This window comes from Pseudoalteromonas sp. AS84, assembly GCF_038900255.1.
Taxonomy (GTDB): domain Bacteria; phylum Pseudomonadota; class Gammaproteobacteria; order Enterobacterales; family Alteromonadaceae; genus Pseudoalteromonas.
In genome coordinates this window covers 20,743-35,306 of sequence record NZ_JBBMQY010000001.1, presented here as the reverse complement: position 1 = coordinate 35,306, position 14,564 = coordinate 20,743, and the positions used below count along the sequence as shown (strand labels likewise).

Sequence of the window (14,564 nt, the reverse complement as noted above, 5' to 3'; positions counted from 1 at the left end):
TTTTAGATAACCAAAAGCCTCTTGATTTGATCAAGGGGCTTTTTTGTTTTATGAACTAAATGTATTTTAAGTGAGTATAGCTAGGAGTGTGTTATGCTATTTTTACTAGTAATAAGTTGGAATTTTAATGAGTTATCGTAAAGTTTTATTATGTTTGAGCTGTTTATTTCTAAGCAATGTACTTTTTGCTAAAACTGCTACGCCAAGTAATAAGAGCCGTTTTATTCCTTTATTAAAAACAAAGCTAGGCAATTATAAGGTGGTTTCAGCAAACTCTTCGCTTTGTGTTGATAGTCAATTGAGTTTAATAAACCCAGTGTATCCCGGTGCCGGTTTTAAATTAGGTTCGCAAATTGTATTTGAAAGCCTGCATAACGGCACACGTACAACTAAAAAACCAAACTTTTGTTTTATAACCAGTACGCTTAAATACAAAAGTGATGGCCTTGAAAACGGTTTAAGAATGAGCCGTTGTGAAAACCCTGCAAACGAAAAAACAATCAGTCAAAGTATCAAATTTTTAGCTGATAACACACTAAAATACACGTTAAGCGAACCTAGTGTAGAGTGCACATTTAAAAAAGCAGACGAGAGCAAATAAAGCATCTACTAAGTAGTAAATCACTCGCAGTATATTTTAGGAATATCGCGCCAACGTGTAGTGTACTGCGGCGATAAAAAGTCACGGTTCATGTGCCATCGGTCATTTAATTTACTGCTTGCAAGGCTGAGCATCCCTTTCCCGTATCGATTGTTTATTGTATCTAGGCATTGCATAAGCTTTGGATTATCAGGGCTTTTATTAAACAAGTCACTTTGCTGAAACTGTTCTGATATTAGCTCTACAGCACCCACACCACACTTATAAAATCGGATCCCCGGTTTATAAATCTCATTAAATACCTCAGATACAGCATTAGCCATTACACAGGTGTCGTTAGTGGGTGAGGGGAACTTATACACAAACGACTTTTTATAATATCTGTTTTCGTGCGCGCCACTGGCTGCAAAAATATAAAGCTGCTGAGTGAGAGAGCGTTGCGCTCTTAGTTTATTAGCCACTGTAGTTACATGGTTAATTAACGCCGTTTTAAGGGCTGTTGGCTCGCATATGCGCTCTCCAAAACTACGGGTCGAATAAATCTCCCGCTTGTCTTGTCGTACATCATCCCAGTTTAAACATGTTATTCCGTTAAGCTCGCTTACTGTACGTTCAACCACCACACTAAATGCACGGCGCATTGCTCTAGGGTTTTGCTGAGCAAGATCCCAGGCGGTGTGTATATTCATTATTTTAAGCTTTTTAGCTAGCCGCCGACCTATTCCCCAGACATCTTCGCAGCTCATTCTTTGTAAAATAGCTTGGCGAGTTTGCTCGTTATTTATTACAGCTACACCATTAAAACCACTGAGCTTTTTAGCTGCATGGTTAGCGGCTTTTGCTAAAGTAGGAGTCGGGCCAAAACCTACACCTACAGGAAGCTTTGTTTCGCGCCATACTGTTCGCCTTATTGTATGGCCGTATTCGTGCCAGTCTTTAATTAATGATGTGTAGCCATTAAAGTGCAAAAACGATTCATCAATACTGTATATGTGTTGTGTATCGCAAAAGCGGCCAATGGTATTCATCATCTTGTCGCTTAAATCAGCATAAAGCTCGTAATTGCTAGAGCGAATAACAACGTTGTTTTGCTCAAGTAAATGCTTAACTTTAAAGTATGGGCCAAATTTAGGAATATTTAAGCGCCGAGCAATAGGGCAAATAGCGCATACACAGCCATCGTTATTGGTAAGTACAACCACAGGTTTGGAGCGAATAGCAGGGTCGAATACTTTTTCGGCACTGGCATAAAATGACACAGCATCAACTAAGGCATACATTTTAGTAACTCTGGGCTTTGCCTGTGCATTCTTATTGATAGCGTTACTACGCCTTCGAGCTGAAACTCGTCTGCAGAGGTTAGTTGTACAGGCTTATGTAAAGAAGAAGCAGAAAGCAGCCGTCCATTGGTTTTATCAAGTAGTTTGCATACAAAAAGACCATTTAAGTTAGCAACAATAACGTCACCATTTTCTGCAGGCTCTGCACGGTCGATAACTAATAAGTCACCTTCAAAAATTCCGACTTCTTGCATAGAGTTACCCGATGCAATACCAATAAATGTAGCATCTGGATGCTTTATTAAAAGCTCATCAAGGGTTACACCTAGCTCGGTGTACTGCGCTGCGGGGGATTCAAAACCACACACGCCTGCTTCTATATAAATGGGAATAACAAACATAACACAACCTAAAACGCATATACTGTATAAGTGTACAGTATATGCGTTTTATGTAGGTTATGCCAAGAAATGTATGGCTGATCAATTCATGTTTTTGATCATTTGTTGCGCGGTATCTAAAAAGTCTTTGATTTGTTGAGGGTTTAAGTTTTTACACATTTGATTATTTATTTTTTGCTCTGAGGCTAATAACTTATCAAAAAGAACTTTACCTTGCTCTGTAAGCGACAAAATAAAACAGCGCTTATCGTGCTCACTTGCCTGCTTATCAATAAGGTTTAAGGCAATAAGATCTTTAATTAGCCTCGCTATTTGCGCTTTGTCGCGCTGCGTTTTAGTAACAATATCGTTAGCCGTACAGTTATTTACGTTTGCGATAATATGTATGCAGCGTACGTGCATAGCATTAATACCAAGTTCGCCTGCGTTAATTGCTTCACGAATTGTGACACGGTAATTTTGCATTAATTCAAACAACGTATTTGATAAGGGCGTATTCATAAGATTCTCAATATGGTTGACAAAGTCAATTAGTTTGCTATAGTTGATTTTATCAACCAATGGGGCGTTGTGCAATACCTGCTTCTATAGCAGCCAATTATTAATGTAAAACGAGGTAATACATGAGTAAACAAGTTCGTAAAGCCAGCGTATTAAGTACAGAGCAAATCACACCCCACCTACAGCGGATTGTTGTAGGCTCTGATGATTTTAAAGACTTAACCTCAGAGTATATTGGTAACTATGTAAAAGTACTGATCCCAAAAAGTGGTGAAGTAGATTTTAACTTAAAAACAGCCTGTATACGGTCATATACAATAAGGCATGTAGATGCACAAACAGGCGCGCTAACGCTTGATTTTGTTATAAATATGCACCAAGGCCCTGCAACTGACTGGGCTAAAATTGCAAAAGTAGGCGACGAGCTAGGTATTGCAGGCCCTGGCCCTAAAAAGCTAGATAATTATGAGCATTCGCATTATGTATTACTAGGCGATTTAACATCGGTAAATGCAATAAAAGGGTATGCGCAGCAATTACCTTTAACTTCAAAAATTGATGCTTTTGTACATGCGCCCACTGAGCAAGATATTATTGATTTAGAAACAAATCGCGATATAAACTGGGTAATTACCGATAGTGCTGATACAGCAATGCTAAGCGCACTTAAAAGTTTGCACATTACATCAGAGCCGCCCATTATATTTATGGCATTGGAAGCTGGGCTTGTTCGCAAAGTAAAAGCATTGTTAACAGAGCAACTCAATATACCGCGCGGTAATATTATTTCCTCTGGTTATTGGAAAAAAGGCGTAGACTCAGAAGGCTATAAAAAGCAGCGCCAACGTGATGCACAGCTTGCCTGAATACCTTAAGAGCAAAATAACATATACCTATTTTGCTCTAATACCTCTGCGTAACTTGAATTGACCTAATAGCAGACCCATTTAAGTGTTTTATGCTAATGATGAAACCCATTATTAGCATGCATTTTTAGGAGCTGCTATTTTGTTAAATTCCATTCCTTTTTCGTTATTAGAACTTGCCCCCATGATCAAAGGGGACAGTGTTGCTAACACTCTTCATAAAAGTACTAAATACGCACAGCGAGCAGATGAGCTTGGCTTTAATCGCTTTTGGCTTGCTGAGCATCATAATATGCCAGGTATTATTTGTGCAGCTACTTCAATTTTGGTTGGCCACATTGCAGGTAATACTAAAAAGATACGTGTAGGCTCAGGCGGAATAATGTTACCAAACCACTCCCCATTAGTTGTTGCTGAACAATTTGGTACATTAGAGAGCTTATATCCTGGACGAATAGATTTAGGATTAGGGCGTGCACCAGGCAGCGACCCTGTAACTAGTCGTGCGCTAAATAACGATATGAGCCGTGCTGAAAATTTCCCGGGTGAAGTAACTGAGCTGCAAACATTGTTAGGTCCTTACAACGGTACGCATCCTATACGTGCTATACCGGGTGAAAACACAAACGTTCCTATTTGGTTATTAGGCTCGAGTTTATTTAGCGCGCAGCTAGCGGCGCAAAAAGGACTACCGTATGTATTTGCAGGGCACTTTGCACCGCGGTTTGTGTACGATGCAATAGCATTGTATAAGCGCGAATTTAAAGCATCAAGTGTACTTGATAAGCCTTACGTAATGCTTGCACTACCTTTAGTGGCAGCAGACACCGACGATGAAGCGCAATACCTGTCGACTACTTCTAAGCAACGTGTGCTCGAACTCATACGCGGTAACGAGCTGTGGCTAAAACCACCTGTTGAAAGCATGGACGGGTTGTGGAGTGAACAAGAACGCGCTCATGTAGAGAACTTTTTAAGTCTAAGCGTAGTAGGCGGGCATGTAAGTATTAAACACAAGTTAGAGATGATAGCGAAACAGCTAGAAGTTGATGAGTTTATATTTACCAATGATGTATACGATAGTGAAAAACGCCACCGTGCACTCGAAATTTTAATGGAAATAAAGCACTAAAATATAGTTAGTTAAGCAAGCGTACACTCTGGGCTTGTTAACATACAGACATCATCGAAAGTTAAACTCTTTTAACTCATTTTATTAACTTTAAGTGATGTCTGTATTTGCTATTTAAATATTCAAAGTAAAATTGATTGCTATTTTCAATATCTATTTTTTGCTTTGCATAGCGTTCCATTTTTTCAATCGAACTGATTTAAATAATCCATTTTAAGATATTACTTTTATTTTTTATAATGTAGGTATTAAACCAAACGTCATTAAATTAAAGGTAGGTACACCGTGAGCTCTCTAAACACCGCAACAGCTAATTCAGTTAATCAAACAGCGCAGCCAAAAGTTGCACTGATTGCTGAAGGTGGCGGACAGCGAGGGATATTTACAGCCGGTGTACTGGATGCGTGGTTAGAGCAAAGCTACGACCCATTTGATTTATTTATTGGCACTTCTGCAGGTTCGCAAAACCTAACTAGCTACTTAGCTCGTCAAAAAGGCTATGCTAAACGCCTAATTAGAGGGCTTTCGCGTAACAAGCGTTTTTTTCAGCTTGGTCGTGGGTTAATGGGTAAGCACATAGTTGACCTAGATTGGTACTTTGACAAAACGACTGAAGTAAAAAGAGCCATTGATTTTAAAACGGCAAAAACCAGTTTAGGTGAGCGTGAACTGCTTATTACAGCAACAAATGCACGAGACAGAAAGCCGTATTATTTATCACCAACAGGTGAAGATAATCAATGGCGTGATCTTTTAAAGGCGTCAAGCGCACTGCCATTTTTGTACAAACAAGGCGTAAAATTGACACCTTGGTTAGATGCAAAAGCAGCGAACGAAGCTCACTTGGTCGAAGAGAAAACACAAGCTGATTTTTATCTCGATGGCGGCTTAGCAGCACCATTGCCTGTACGTGAAGCTTACAACCGAGGTGCACGTAAAATTGTGGTAATAAGAACGGTTGACGCTAACTTTCAAGCGCAATCTGCATGGGTACAAAAGCTAAGAACATTTGCTATAGCATCGGGTTATTGTCCAAAAACATTAGACTACTTAATACAGCACGAGAAGGCTTATTTAGATGAGCTTGAGTTTATTGCAAATCCACCAGATGATGTAGAAATAATCCAAATTTTTGCAAACGAAAAACTGCATAGCAAATTATTAGGTAGTTCTAATAACGATTTACGCTTTGATCATAAATTAGGCTTGGCTGCAGGTCGATCTTATTTAGCACAGCAAAGCCAATTCGAGATCAGCAACACGCATAACTATACGCAAAGCGAATATAGTTACAATTAAACCAAATTCTTATACCTAGATTGCAAATAGTACTGCAACTTAAAATTGCAGTACTATTCTTCATTTAAATGACACCCACCTAAAATTGTATGTTTATTAACCTCGTCTATACTTTATAAAATTTCAAAGTGAGCATAATGCCTGTGGCTACTGCACGAAAAAGACAAATAAGCCTTTCTAATACACGTTACTATCATTGTATTTCTCGGTGTGTGAGACGTGCTTACCTATGCGGAATTGATACACAAACAGGCAAAAGTTATGAGCACCGAAGAGATTGGGTGGAGGAGCGTTTATTATTTTTGGCAAAGGTATTTTGTATCGATGTTTGTGCTTACGCGGTAATGAGTAATCATACACATTTAGTACTTTATATAGATGATAAAAAAGCAAATAGGCTTACAGATAAAGCTGTTTGTATAAGGTGGCATAAAGCATTTAAAGGGACGAATATATCAAAGCGTTACCTAGAAGGTGAATCCCTGTCAGGCATAGAAAAAATGTTACTAAAGCATAGTATAGTGAAATTTAGAAATCGTTTAAAAGATATTTCCTGGTTTATGCGTTCGTTAAACGAGAATATAGCAAGGCAAGCCAATAAAGAAGATGATTGCACAGGCCGTTTTTGGGAAGGGCGCTTTAAATCGCAAGCTCTACTGGATGAGCCCGCACTACTAGCATGCATGGCATATGTTGACTTAAACCCTATAAGGGCAAAAGTTTCACAGACCATTCAAACATCATCATTTACCAGTATTAAAAAGCGAATTGAACATGCAATAGCAGGTAATCAGCCAAAGTTTTTAGCTAAATTTGTAGGGAAGCTTTCACAAAAGATAAGTAAAGGCTTACCATTTAATTTTAAAAACTACCTAGAATTAGTAGAACAAACAGGAAAGTGCATAAGGGCAGACAAACCAGGTTACATAAATCAAAACACAACGCCCATTTTAAAAATATTAAACATAACTGACAAAAACTGGCTTAAACTAACAACCCGCTTTACTAAAATATTCCACGGTGCTGTTGGTAAAGCCGAAAATATAGAAATCTACTGCAATAATCAACATTTCAAACGACGACCCAATATCAAAAACAGCCAAGCTTTAACTGCTTAGTGTTTACTATTTAATACACGTTATCTAAGTTTAGACTGAGTTGAGTGTACTCAGGGTTTCAATTCATCTGCGATTTAGATAAATAGAAGCTTCTAATCAATCATTAGTCGTAGTTAAGGTAATTAACCGCATATAAAAGACAGGATAAATAATTTTTAAGCATTTAGTGCTTCAATTTTTTAAAACTATAAATGGGTGTCATTCTAAATTTTTAAATTAGCTAAAATTATTGTGAACACTTAAATAATATAAATGGGTGTCACTTTAAACCTAAAAATAAACCTAAGTTGATGAGAGTAATATGCTCGTTTCACTATTTAAAATACCGTCTATTTCTCTTACTTGCCTAAGTACTCCATCAAACTCACTTAAATTCGCGGCCTGTATCTCTGCTACCAAATCCCAAGCACCATTGGTAGTGTGCAATTTTGTAAGTTCGGGTATACCACGCATAGTTTTAATAACTTGAGAAGTTGATTTACCAATCACTTCCACCATCATAATTGCACGAACGGCTTCGGTTTCTATGTGTTCATGCACTCTTATAGTAAACCCTAAAATAGCGCCTGAACTCACTAATCGATCTAATCTATTTTGCACTGTCCCGCGTGACACATTTAAAGAACTTGCTAAAGCAGAGATAGAGGCGCGACCGTCTTTTCGTAATTCAGCAATTAAAGCGTTATCAAGGGAATCGTAAATATAAGGAGTCATAAATTAAACCTTTTAGAGCATAGCCTACTAAAATACACAATTTGTATATACCTGCATAGCAAAGTGATAAAAATTAATAAAATTTGTATAACTAATTGCCATATTAAATAGCATGCGGCCTCGCTAAACTTGTTTTAAATTAACTAATACATTTATTTAAGAGGTTTCAACATGAGTCATTTTATAGCACAGCCAAAACAAGGCGTTCCGTTTGTTAGCGTTCAGGCAATGGCTAAGCTTATAAATAGCTTAGGTATCGAAAACGTTTTGTTAGAGCTAACACATAAATTAGAAACCGACTTTGCCCGTTGGAAAGAGTTTGATAAATCACCTCGTTATGCAGCACACTCACCAGAGGGTGTAATAGAGCTAATGCCTGTGAGTGATGGCCAAATGTTCAGCTGTAAATATGTAAACGGTCACCCAAAAAACACCTTTCGAGAACTTCAAACAGTCGCTGCATTTGGTATTTTAGCCGATGTAGATAGTGGTTATCCGGTAATGATCAGCGAAATGTGCCTACTAACAGCGCTACGTACAGCGGCTACATCGGCGCTGGTGGCTAAGTATTTAGCACCAAAAAACTCAACAACACTTACATTAATTGGTAATGGGGCACAGTCTGAGTTTCAGGCACTGGCATTTAAAGCTGTATTGGGCATAACCCATATTCGTTTATACGATATAGATGCAAACGCGTCTAAAAAAGCATTTACTAATTTAAGTGCTTATGGGTTAAACGTAACTATTTGTAATAGCGCACAGGAAGCTGTGCAAGGTGCGCACATTATTACAACCTGCACCGCCGATAAAACCAATGCTACAATTTTAACAAACGACATGATCCCACAAGGTGTGCACATTAATGCCATAGGTGGCGATTGCCCAGGTAAAACAGAGTTAGATGCTAAATTACTCGAGCGCGCTAATGTATTTGTAGAGTACGAGCCACAAACTCGAATAGAGGGCGAAATACAACAAATGAGTGAAAGCTTTGTTGTAACTGAGTTTCATAAAGTCGTTAATAAGCAATCGCTTGGCCGTACTAGCCAAGACGAATTAACTATTTTTGATGGTGTAGGCTTTGCGAGCGAAGACTTTACAGCGCTTGTATTTATACGCGATCAACTTATTAAAAGCGGTGAATTTACATTGCTCGATTTAATTACACAGCAAGCCGATCCGCGCAACTTGTTTGCGGTACTTAATACAGAGCAAACATCAGCACAAGAGCACGTAGCATGAGCCACGTAAATCAAGCTCCGAGTGCGGTTGTTATGGTACGTCCGCATCACTTTACGTCTAACCCACAAACAATGCTCGACAATGCATTTCAAAGTGAATGCTTAGCACCAAATCAAAGTGAACAAGCATATAACGAAGTCACAAATGCAGTAAAATTATTAAAAAATGAAGGGGTAAAAGTTCACCTTTTTGAAGATGAGCAAACACAGACTCCCGACTCTGTGTTTCCAAATAACTGGTTTTCTACTCATCAAAGTGGGGAATTAATAATCTACCCAATGTTTGTAGAAAACAGAAGGTTAGAATATCGAAAAGATATTATTGATTTTTTAACGGATCACTATAAAGTGACGGTTGTGACTGATTATGCGCATTTAGCGAAAGAAAATTCATTCCTGGAAGGTACGGGCTCACTGGTTCTCGATCATCAATATAAACTGGCTTATGCAGCAAAATCTAAAAGAACAACTCAATCGGTTGTTAATACAGTTTGTAATTTGCTCGCATTAAAACCCGTTATATTTAATGCATATGATGAAAAAGGCACAGCGGTATATCACACTAATGTATTAATGTGCGTTGCAACTGAGTTTGTAATGGTTGGCTTAAACATGGTGCCAAGTAAGGAGCGTAAAGCGCTAGTTACTCATTTTTTACAAAGCCACCACGAAGTAATTGATTTATCACTCGATCAAATTAATCAATTTTGTGGTAACGCCATAGAGTTACAAGGTAACAATGGCCGTATTTTAGCGTTATCGCAAACAGCATTTAATGCGCTCACAACAGCACAAATAGCAGCCATACAAAAAACGGCTAAGCTTGTACCGTTACCGATTCCTACCATTGAGTCGGCTGGTGGATCAGTTAGATGCATGATTGCAGAAGTTCATTTGCAAAACAAATAATGTATAGTTTTAAGGCAGAAAAAAGTATGGCTGCCATATTAGTACAAAATTTAAGTCGATGTCGTAAGCAAAAGCCGTTATATCCGCAACAGGATACTAATATAAAAATATAAGAAGGAATTAGCAATGTTCGATACCGTCGTCAAAAGCGTAAACAACCTCTTGTGGGGAGAAGGTCAGGTACTTATTTATATACTCTTGTTTACAGGGATATGGTTTTCAGTACGACTAAAAGCAATTCAAATACTTAAGTTTAAACATATGTTTAGCCTTTTAAAAGGCAGTAGCAAATGTAAAAAAGATGACATTTCATCATTCCAAGCATTGTGTACAGGGCTTTGCGCACGAGTAGGCACTGGTAATTTAGCCGGTGTGGCTGTGGCAATTTCACTTGGCGGCAGCGGTGCAATATTTTGGATGTGGGTAATAGCCATATTGGGTATGGCTACAGGCTTTGCTGAAAGCGTACTTGGGCAAGTATATAAAGTGCGAGATAGTGACGGCGAGTTTAGAGGCGGCCCTGCATATTATATTCAACAAGGTTTGGGTAGCCGAGCATTTGCAATTGTGTTTGCCGCGTGTTTGTTTTTAGGTTACGGCTTTACGTTTAGCGCAATGCAAACTAACACAATTACCGACGCACTTAATTACGCGTTTGAAGTTCCTACATTTTATTCAGGCCTGGTTATTACCGTACTAGCCGGCTCAATTATACTCGGTGGCTTTAAAGCAATTGCCCGGTTTGCAGAGCGTGTTGTGCCAATAATGGGCATTGTGTTTGTACTTGCTGCCGTAATTATTACTATTATAAATTTCACGCAAGTACCTGCCATGCTTAAAGATATATTTTTATCGGCGTTTGGTTTACAAGAAGCTGGGGCTGGGGCGATGGGCGCAGCCATTAAAAACGGTATACAACGTGGTTTATATTCTAATGAGGCCGGTGCAGGTAGTGTTCCGCATGCTTCAGCAAGTGCCAGCCCAATTCCTAATCACCCTGTAACGCAAGGTTACATACAAATGCTAGGCGTATTTTTCGATACAATAGTACTGTGTAGCTGTACCGCGGTGATCATTTTATTAGCCGATATAGACATAAGCGGCGAAATGGAAGGCATTCGTTTAACACAAAGCGCGATGACTGCTCACTTAGCACAAGGTGGTGTTTACTTTGTAGCAGCCGCTATTACCTTATTTGCTTTTACATCGGTAGTGGCAAACTACGCCTATGCAGAGAGCAACTTGCACTTATTTAAACTCGACAACAAAGTAGGGCGCGGCATTTACACTTTGCTTTATTTATCAATGATGTTGTGGGGCGCGTCGGCCACTTTAAAAGAAGTATGGGATTTAGCCGATATTGCCTTAGGGTTAATGACAGTGGTTAACGTTATCGCTATTATACTGTTAACGCCGACTATTTTGTCTGTTACGAGCGATTACCACGCACAAAGAGACAAAGGCTTAGAGCCCGAATTTAAAGTAAAAGATGTAAAGGTACAGGGCAAATGCGAAGACGGCATTTGGGACTAACTCAAGCAAACTTAACTATAAAAAGCGGTTTTATGGCAACATAAAGCCGCTTTTTATTTTGCATAAACATTCACTTTCAGTATCGTAAATAAACTATAACAACCAAAATAAAAGGCACAATTTTTTAGATGATCGAGATATACGCAGGGAAAACAGCGGCTAAAATTATTAACGAACAGGGCTTTAAACCTGAACTTTTTACCTCTTTTTTAGGTGCAAGTGGCGGCCCTAAATGGTTTACATTATTTGGCTTAGATAAATATATTTTTGGTGAATTTTTTAAAAATCGTACCCAACCACTTAATTTAATTGGCTCATCTGCCGGCGCTTTTCGTTCTGCGTGTTTTGCACAAAACGATCCCGTTGCTGCCATTGAGCGATTAGCAAAATCGTATTCGCAAACTAGGTACTCAAGTAATAAACCAACACCAAGTGAAATCACAATAAAAGCGCGCGCATTACTTGAAGATGTTTTTGGCGATAACGGCGTAACCGAAATTATAAATAACCCAATATTTAAAGCGCACTTTATAGTAGCAAAATCGAATGGCTTTATTGCCAGCGAAAATAAATTAATACAACTACTGGGTTTATCAAAAAGTTATATGCTAAACCGCGTTAACCGAAAATTATTAGGCTCACAGTATGAGCGTTTTATATTTGGCCCAGCAACAAGTGACTTATCAATTACCGACAGTTACAATTTTAAAACGCAAAACATAGCGTTTACTCAAAATAATTTAAAAGACGCGTTACTTGCATCGGGCTCTATACCACTTGTTATGCAAGGCATAAAAAATATTGCAGGCTCGCCGCAAGGAATATATCGCGACGGCGGAATTATCGATTACCACTTTGATTTAAAAATTAATAACCCAGGCTTAATTTTATATCCGCATTTTAATTCAGAGCCAAAAGCAGGGTGGTTCGATAAAAATTTAAAACGTAAAGTATCACCACTTAATTACGACAAAGTAGTAATGATCACCCCATCAAAAGAATTTGTAGCAAGCTTACCGTACGGAAAAATTCCAGACAGAAACGACTTTACCGATCTTGATGCAGATACACGCATTAAATATTGGAATACTGTTTTTAGTGAAACAGAAAAGTTGGCTGAAGCGTTAGATAAAAATTTAGAAAATAAATTATTTAGTACCATAGATATAATGGGATAGGATTATTTATTTAGTTACTTGTTATAAATAAGAAATTAAAAAGGAGATTTTATGAAACTATACAAATATTTATCTGCTGATGCTGCTACGGCATTTTTAACAGAGCCTACACTTAGGCTAAGTCAGAACAATAGTCAGAATGATCCTTTTGAAGTTTTACCAACAGGAATAGATATAAATAAAATAAAAGATGTCAGCCAAGAGACTATAAAAATTTGTGGGAGAGAATTTAATTCGCACAGAGATATAAATCCATATTTAGATTTATATGGTTATGTGTCTTTAAGCAAAAATAAAGAAAGTATGCCAATGTGGGGTAACTATGCAACTAACAGTAAAGGTATATTAGTTGAATTTGAAGTTGATGAAGAAGATCCATTTTCTATTTTTGATATAGATAAAACTAATGATATTGAAGCCTACCTGAGTGACAATGTTATTTATAATAGAGAGCGAAGCTATAGCAAAAATATCACTACTTTATCAGATGAAGAGGTTAATAATTTTTCGAAACATTATTTCTTTAGTAAACATGAATCTTGGAAGCACGAGGAAGAATATAGATTTGCACTACCATTTACGAACTGCAATAAAGTCATAACACTTGGTAATTCAGATGAAACCAAAAATAAACTGAGCTCACTGGGTTATAAAGGTGATTTAAGAGAAAAAATTAATGATCTATCTAATGTGTTTTTTCTAGCAGGGTTTTGTGAAAATGACCTTTCAAGATGGAATTCAGTTTGGAGAAATTATGAAGCTTATCAAGTGATGTTCTTAATTAAAGTTAATCCAAGTAAAATATCTAAAATTTACTTAGGAGTAAATTCAGATGTAAAGAAAATGAAAGAAGCAATAATAGAGGGGACTAAGTTAGCATCTGGAAATAGAGGAAGGTTTTATAATAGCTATGAAAATTTTAGAAATGTCTATAAATGTAAACTTGACAGCAATTTATTTGAATTGAAATATGAAAAACTTACGTAGAATACTTCAGCATAGAAATATAGAACACAACCCATAAATTACGTTATGTTAAATTGCATGGGTTTTAATAAAGCGAGCGTGATTATACAAACCAGCTCGCTTTTAGGAGAGTAACTTGGTGGTTAATTAAGCTCTGAATCTACCCAAAACTTAGTTCCTTTTAATACGGCTTGTAATGCAAGGCCATTTTCGGTTACAGAATATACAGTAACTTGATCTGCAATTGCTTCAGCAACCAGTGCACCGCCTTTATCTTCATATTTTGCTGCTGCATCAGCGTTTCCGCCAAATGCCCAACCATGTTCAATAAATCTGTTTAATGCAGCTTGGTTATGAAAAACCATTACAACGTTAAAATCTTTTACACCTAAGCCAAGCCCTAAACCGGCTTCGCCCATATTCATGTAAGTCGATTTACCCGTAAGGTTATTTTTAACTACGCCGTAACCGCCACCAAAACTAGCTAAAACAACATTTACGTTAGCGTTATCAAAAACGGCGAAACCAGCAGAATTAGCAATTTGTTTTTTAACATCAGGTTTTTCAGCGTATAATTTATCTAACGTGTTTGCTTTCATACTTTGTACAAGTGAACGTTTTTCACTTGGTGATGCACTACCCGTAGTCGCACAACCAGTTAACGCAACAGTTAAAGCAAGTACGCTTAGTATAATTAGTTTTTTCATAACTTTTCCTTAATAAGATATAGCAACCAACAACCATAGAATAATTACAGTATTAAAATAATTAGAGCTTTACTATGTCCAATACTAGACAGTATCGGACTTTAACGTTATTCTG

At 37.7% G+C, this 14,564-nt stretch carries 15 protein-coding genes; 10 read left to right on the top strand and 5 right to left on the bottom strand.

Annotated elements, in window-relative coordinates; translation table 11 throughout:
* Positions 1-127 precede the first annotated feature (127 nt).
* Entirely contained in the window at positions 128-601 is a 474-nt protein-coding gene (locus WNY79_RS00135) for a hypothetical protein (RefSeq protein WP_342874767.1), read from the top strand.
* 20 nt (positions 602-621) lie between these two features.
* Here WNY79_RS00135 and WNY79_RS00130 read toward each other — a convergent pair whose 3' ends face one another.
* The 3 genes from WNY79_RS00130 to WNY79_RS00120 all read right to left on the bottom strand — a co-directional run bounded on the left by WNY79_RS00130 (position 622) and on the right by WNY79_RS00120 (position 2,783).
* Complete coding sequence (locus WNY79_RS00130; RefSeq protein WP_342874766.1) at positions 622-1,881, bottom strand: Y-family DNA polymerase; 1,260 nt, start codon at positions 1,879-1,881, stop codon at positions 622-624.
* A complete protein-coding gene (locus tag WNY79_RS00125; RefSeq protein ID WP_076924667.1) occupies positions 1,869-2,282 on the bottom strand; it encodes a S24 family peptidase in 414 nt (137 codons plus the stop codon). Before WNY79_RS00125 ends, WNY79_RS00130 begins: the two co-directional genes overlap by 13 nt.
* A gap of 81 nt (positions 2,283-2,363) precedes the next feature.
* Entirely contained in the window at positions 2,364-2,783 is a 420-nt protein-coding gene (locus WNY79_RS00120; RefSeq protein ID WP_076924666.1) for a MarR family winged helix-turn-helix transcriptional regulator, read from the bottom strand.
* A gap of 122 nt (positions 2,784-2,905) precedes the next feature.
* Between WNY79_RS00120 and WNY79_RS00115 the strand changes: the two genes are divergently transcribed.
* From WNY79_RS00115 to WNY79_RS00100, 4 genes are all read left to right on the top strand, one after another.
* Positions 2,906-3,649: a siderophore-interacting protein gene (locus WNY79_RS00115; protein ID WP_342874765.1), complete on the top strand. Its 744-nt coding sequence runs from the start codon at positions 2,906-2,908 to the stop codon at positions 3,647-3,649.
* A gap of 142 nt (positions 3,650-3,791) precedes the next feature.
* On the top strand, positions 3,792-4,781 hold the full coding sequence (locus WNY79_RS00110) for an LLM class flavin-dependent oxidoreductase (protein WP_342874764.1): 990 nt from the start codon (positions 3,792-3,794) through the stop codon (positions 4,779-4,781).
* A gap of 285 nt (positions 4,782-5,066) precedes the next feature.
* The gene (locus WNY79_RS00105) at positions 5,067-6,080 is read left to right on the top strand and encodes a patatin family protein (protein WP_076924663.1); all 1,014 of its coding nucleotides are present in this window, start codon (positions 5,067-5,069) and stop codon (positions 6,078-6,080) included.
* A 143-nt stretch (positions 6,081-6,223) separates the two neighbouring features.
* The gene (locus WNY79_RS00100) at positions 6,224-7,198 is read left to right on the top strand and encodes a transposase (RefSeq protein WP_342875014.1); all 975 of its coding nucleotides are present in this window, start codon (positions 6,224-6,226) and stop codon (positions 7,196-7,198) included.
* A gap of 282 nt (positions 7,199-7,480) precedes the next feature.
* On the opposite strand, the gene WNY79_RS00095 is transcribed toward WNY79_RS00100, so the two are convergent.
* Complete coding sequence (locus WNY79_RS00095) at positions 7,481-7,912, bottom strand: Lrp/AsnC family transcriptional regulator (RefSeq protein ID WP_004334897.1); 432 nt, start codon at positions 7,910-7,912, stop codon at positions 7,481-7,483.
* A gap of 171 nt (positions 7,913-8,083) precedes the next feature.
* On the opposite strand from WNY79_RS00095, the gene WNY79_RS00090 reads away from it, so the two are divergent.
* From WNY79_RS00090 to WNY79_RS00070, 5 genes are all read left to right on the top strand, one after another.
* Positions 8,084-9,157, top strand: coding sequence for an ornithine cyclodeaminase (locus WNY79_RS00090; RefSeq protein ID WP_342874763.1), 1,074 nt, complete (start codon positions 8,084-8,086; stop codon positions 9,155-9,157).
* The gene (locus tag WNY79_RS00085) at positions 9,154-10,065 is read left to right on the top strand and encodes an arginine deiminase-related protein (protein WP_342874762.1); all 912 of its coding nucleotides are present in this window, start codon (positions 9,154-9,156) and stop codon (positions 10,063-10,065) included. Before WNY79_RS00090 ends, WNY79_RS00085 begins: the two co-directional genes overlap by 4 nt.
* A gap of 126 nt (positions 10,066-10,191) precedes the next feature.
* Positions 10,192-11,598 (top strand): alanine/glycine:cation symporter family protein, encoded by a 1,407-nt coding sequence (locus WNY79_RS00080; RefSeq protein WP_342874761.1) that lies wholly within the window; start codon positions 10,192-10,194, stop codon positions 11,596-11,598.
* 128 nt (positions 11,599-11,726) lie between these two features.
* On the top strand, positions 11,727-12,776 hold the full coding sequence (locus tag WNY79_RS00075) for a patatin-like phospholipase family protein (protein ID WP_342874760.1): 1,050 nt from the start codon (positions 11,727-11,729) through the stop codon (positions 12,774-12,776).
* Between the two features lie 51 nt (positions 12,777-12,827).
* Complete coding sequence (locus WNY79_RS00070; RefSeq protein ID WP_182768672.1) at positions 12,828-13,763, top strand: DUF2971 domain-containing protein; 936 nt, start codon at positions 12,828-12,830, stop codon at positions 13,761-13,763.
* 122 nt (positions 13,764-13,885) lie between these two features.
* Here WNY79_RS00070 and WNY79_RS00065 read toward each other — a convergent pair whose 3' ends face one another.
* A complete protein-coding gene (locus WNY79_RS00065; protein ID WP_024597891.1) occupies positions 13,886-14,449 on the bottom strand; it encodes a YSC84-related protein in 564 nt (187 codons plus the stop codon).
* Positions 14,450-14,564: the final 115 nt, after the last annotated feature.

Excerpts from the sequence above, each read along its gene's own strand:
- WNY79_RS00115 (WP_342874765.1), top strand. The coding sequence starts at position 2,906 with ATGAGTAAACAAGTTCGTAAAGCCAGCGTATTAAGTACAGAGCAAATC.
- WNY79_RS00070 (WP_182768672.1), top strand. The coding sequence starts at position 12,828 with ATGAAACTATACAAATATTTATCTGCTGATGCTGCTACGGCATTTTTA.
- WNY79_RS00075 (WP_342874760.1), top strand. The coding sequence starts at position 11,727 with ATGATCGAGATATACGCAGGGAAAACAGCGGCTAAAATTATTAACGAA.
- WNY79_RS00125 (WP_076924667.1), bottom strand. The coding sequence starts at position 2,282 with ATGTTTGTTATTCCCATTTATATAGAAGCAGGCGTGTGTGGTTTTGAA.
- WNY79_RS00085 (WP_342874762.1), top strand. The coding sequence starts at position 9,154 with ATGAGCCACGTAAATCAAGCTCCGAGTGCGGTTGTTATGGTACGTCCG.
- WNY79_RS00080 (WP_342874761.1), top strand. The coding sequence starts at position 10,192 with ATGTTCGATACCGTCGTCAAAAGCGTAAACAACCTCTTGTGGGGAGAA.
- WNY79_RS00135 (WP_342874767.1), top strand. The coding sequence starts at position 128 with ATGAGTTATCGTAAAGTTTTATTATGTTTGAGCTGTTTATTTCTAAGC.
- WNY79_RS00120 (WP_076924666.1), bottom strand. The coding sequence starts at position 2,783 with ATGAATACGCCCTTATCAAATACGTTGTTTGAATTAATGCAAAATTAC.
- WNY79_RS00065 (WP_024597891.1), bottom strand. The coding sequence starts at position 14,449 with ATGAAAAAACTAATTATACTAAGCGTACTTGCTTTAACTGTTGCGTTA.
- WNY79_RS00090 (WP_342874763.1), top strand. The coding sequence starts at position 8,084 with ATGAGTCATTTTATAGCACAGCCAAAACAAGGCGTTCCGTTTGTTAGC.
- WNY79_RS00130 (WP_342874766.1), bottom strand. The coding sequence starts at position 1,881 with ATGTATGCCTTAGTTGATGCTGTGTCATTTTATGCCAGTGCCGAAAAA.
- WNY79_RS00095 (WP_004334897.1), bottom strand. The coding sequence starts at position 7,912 with ATGACTCCTTATATTTACGATTCCCTTGATAACGCTTTAATTGCTGAA.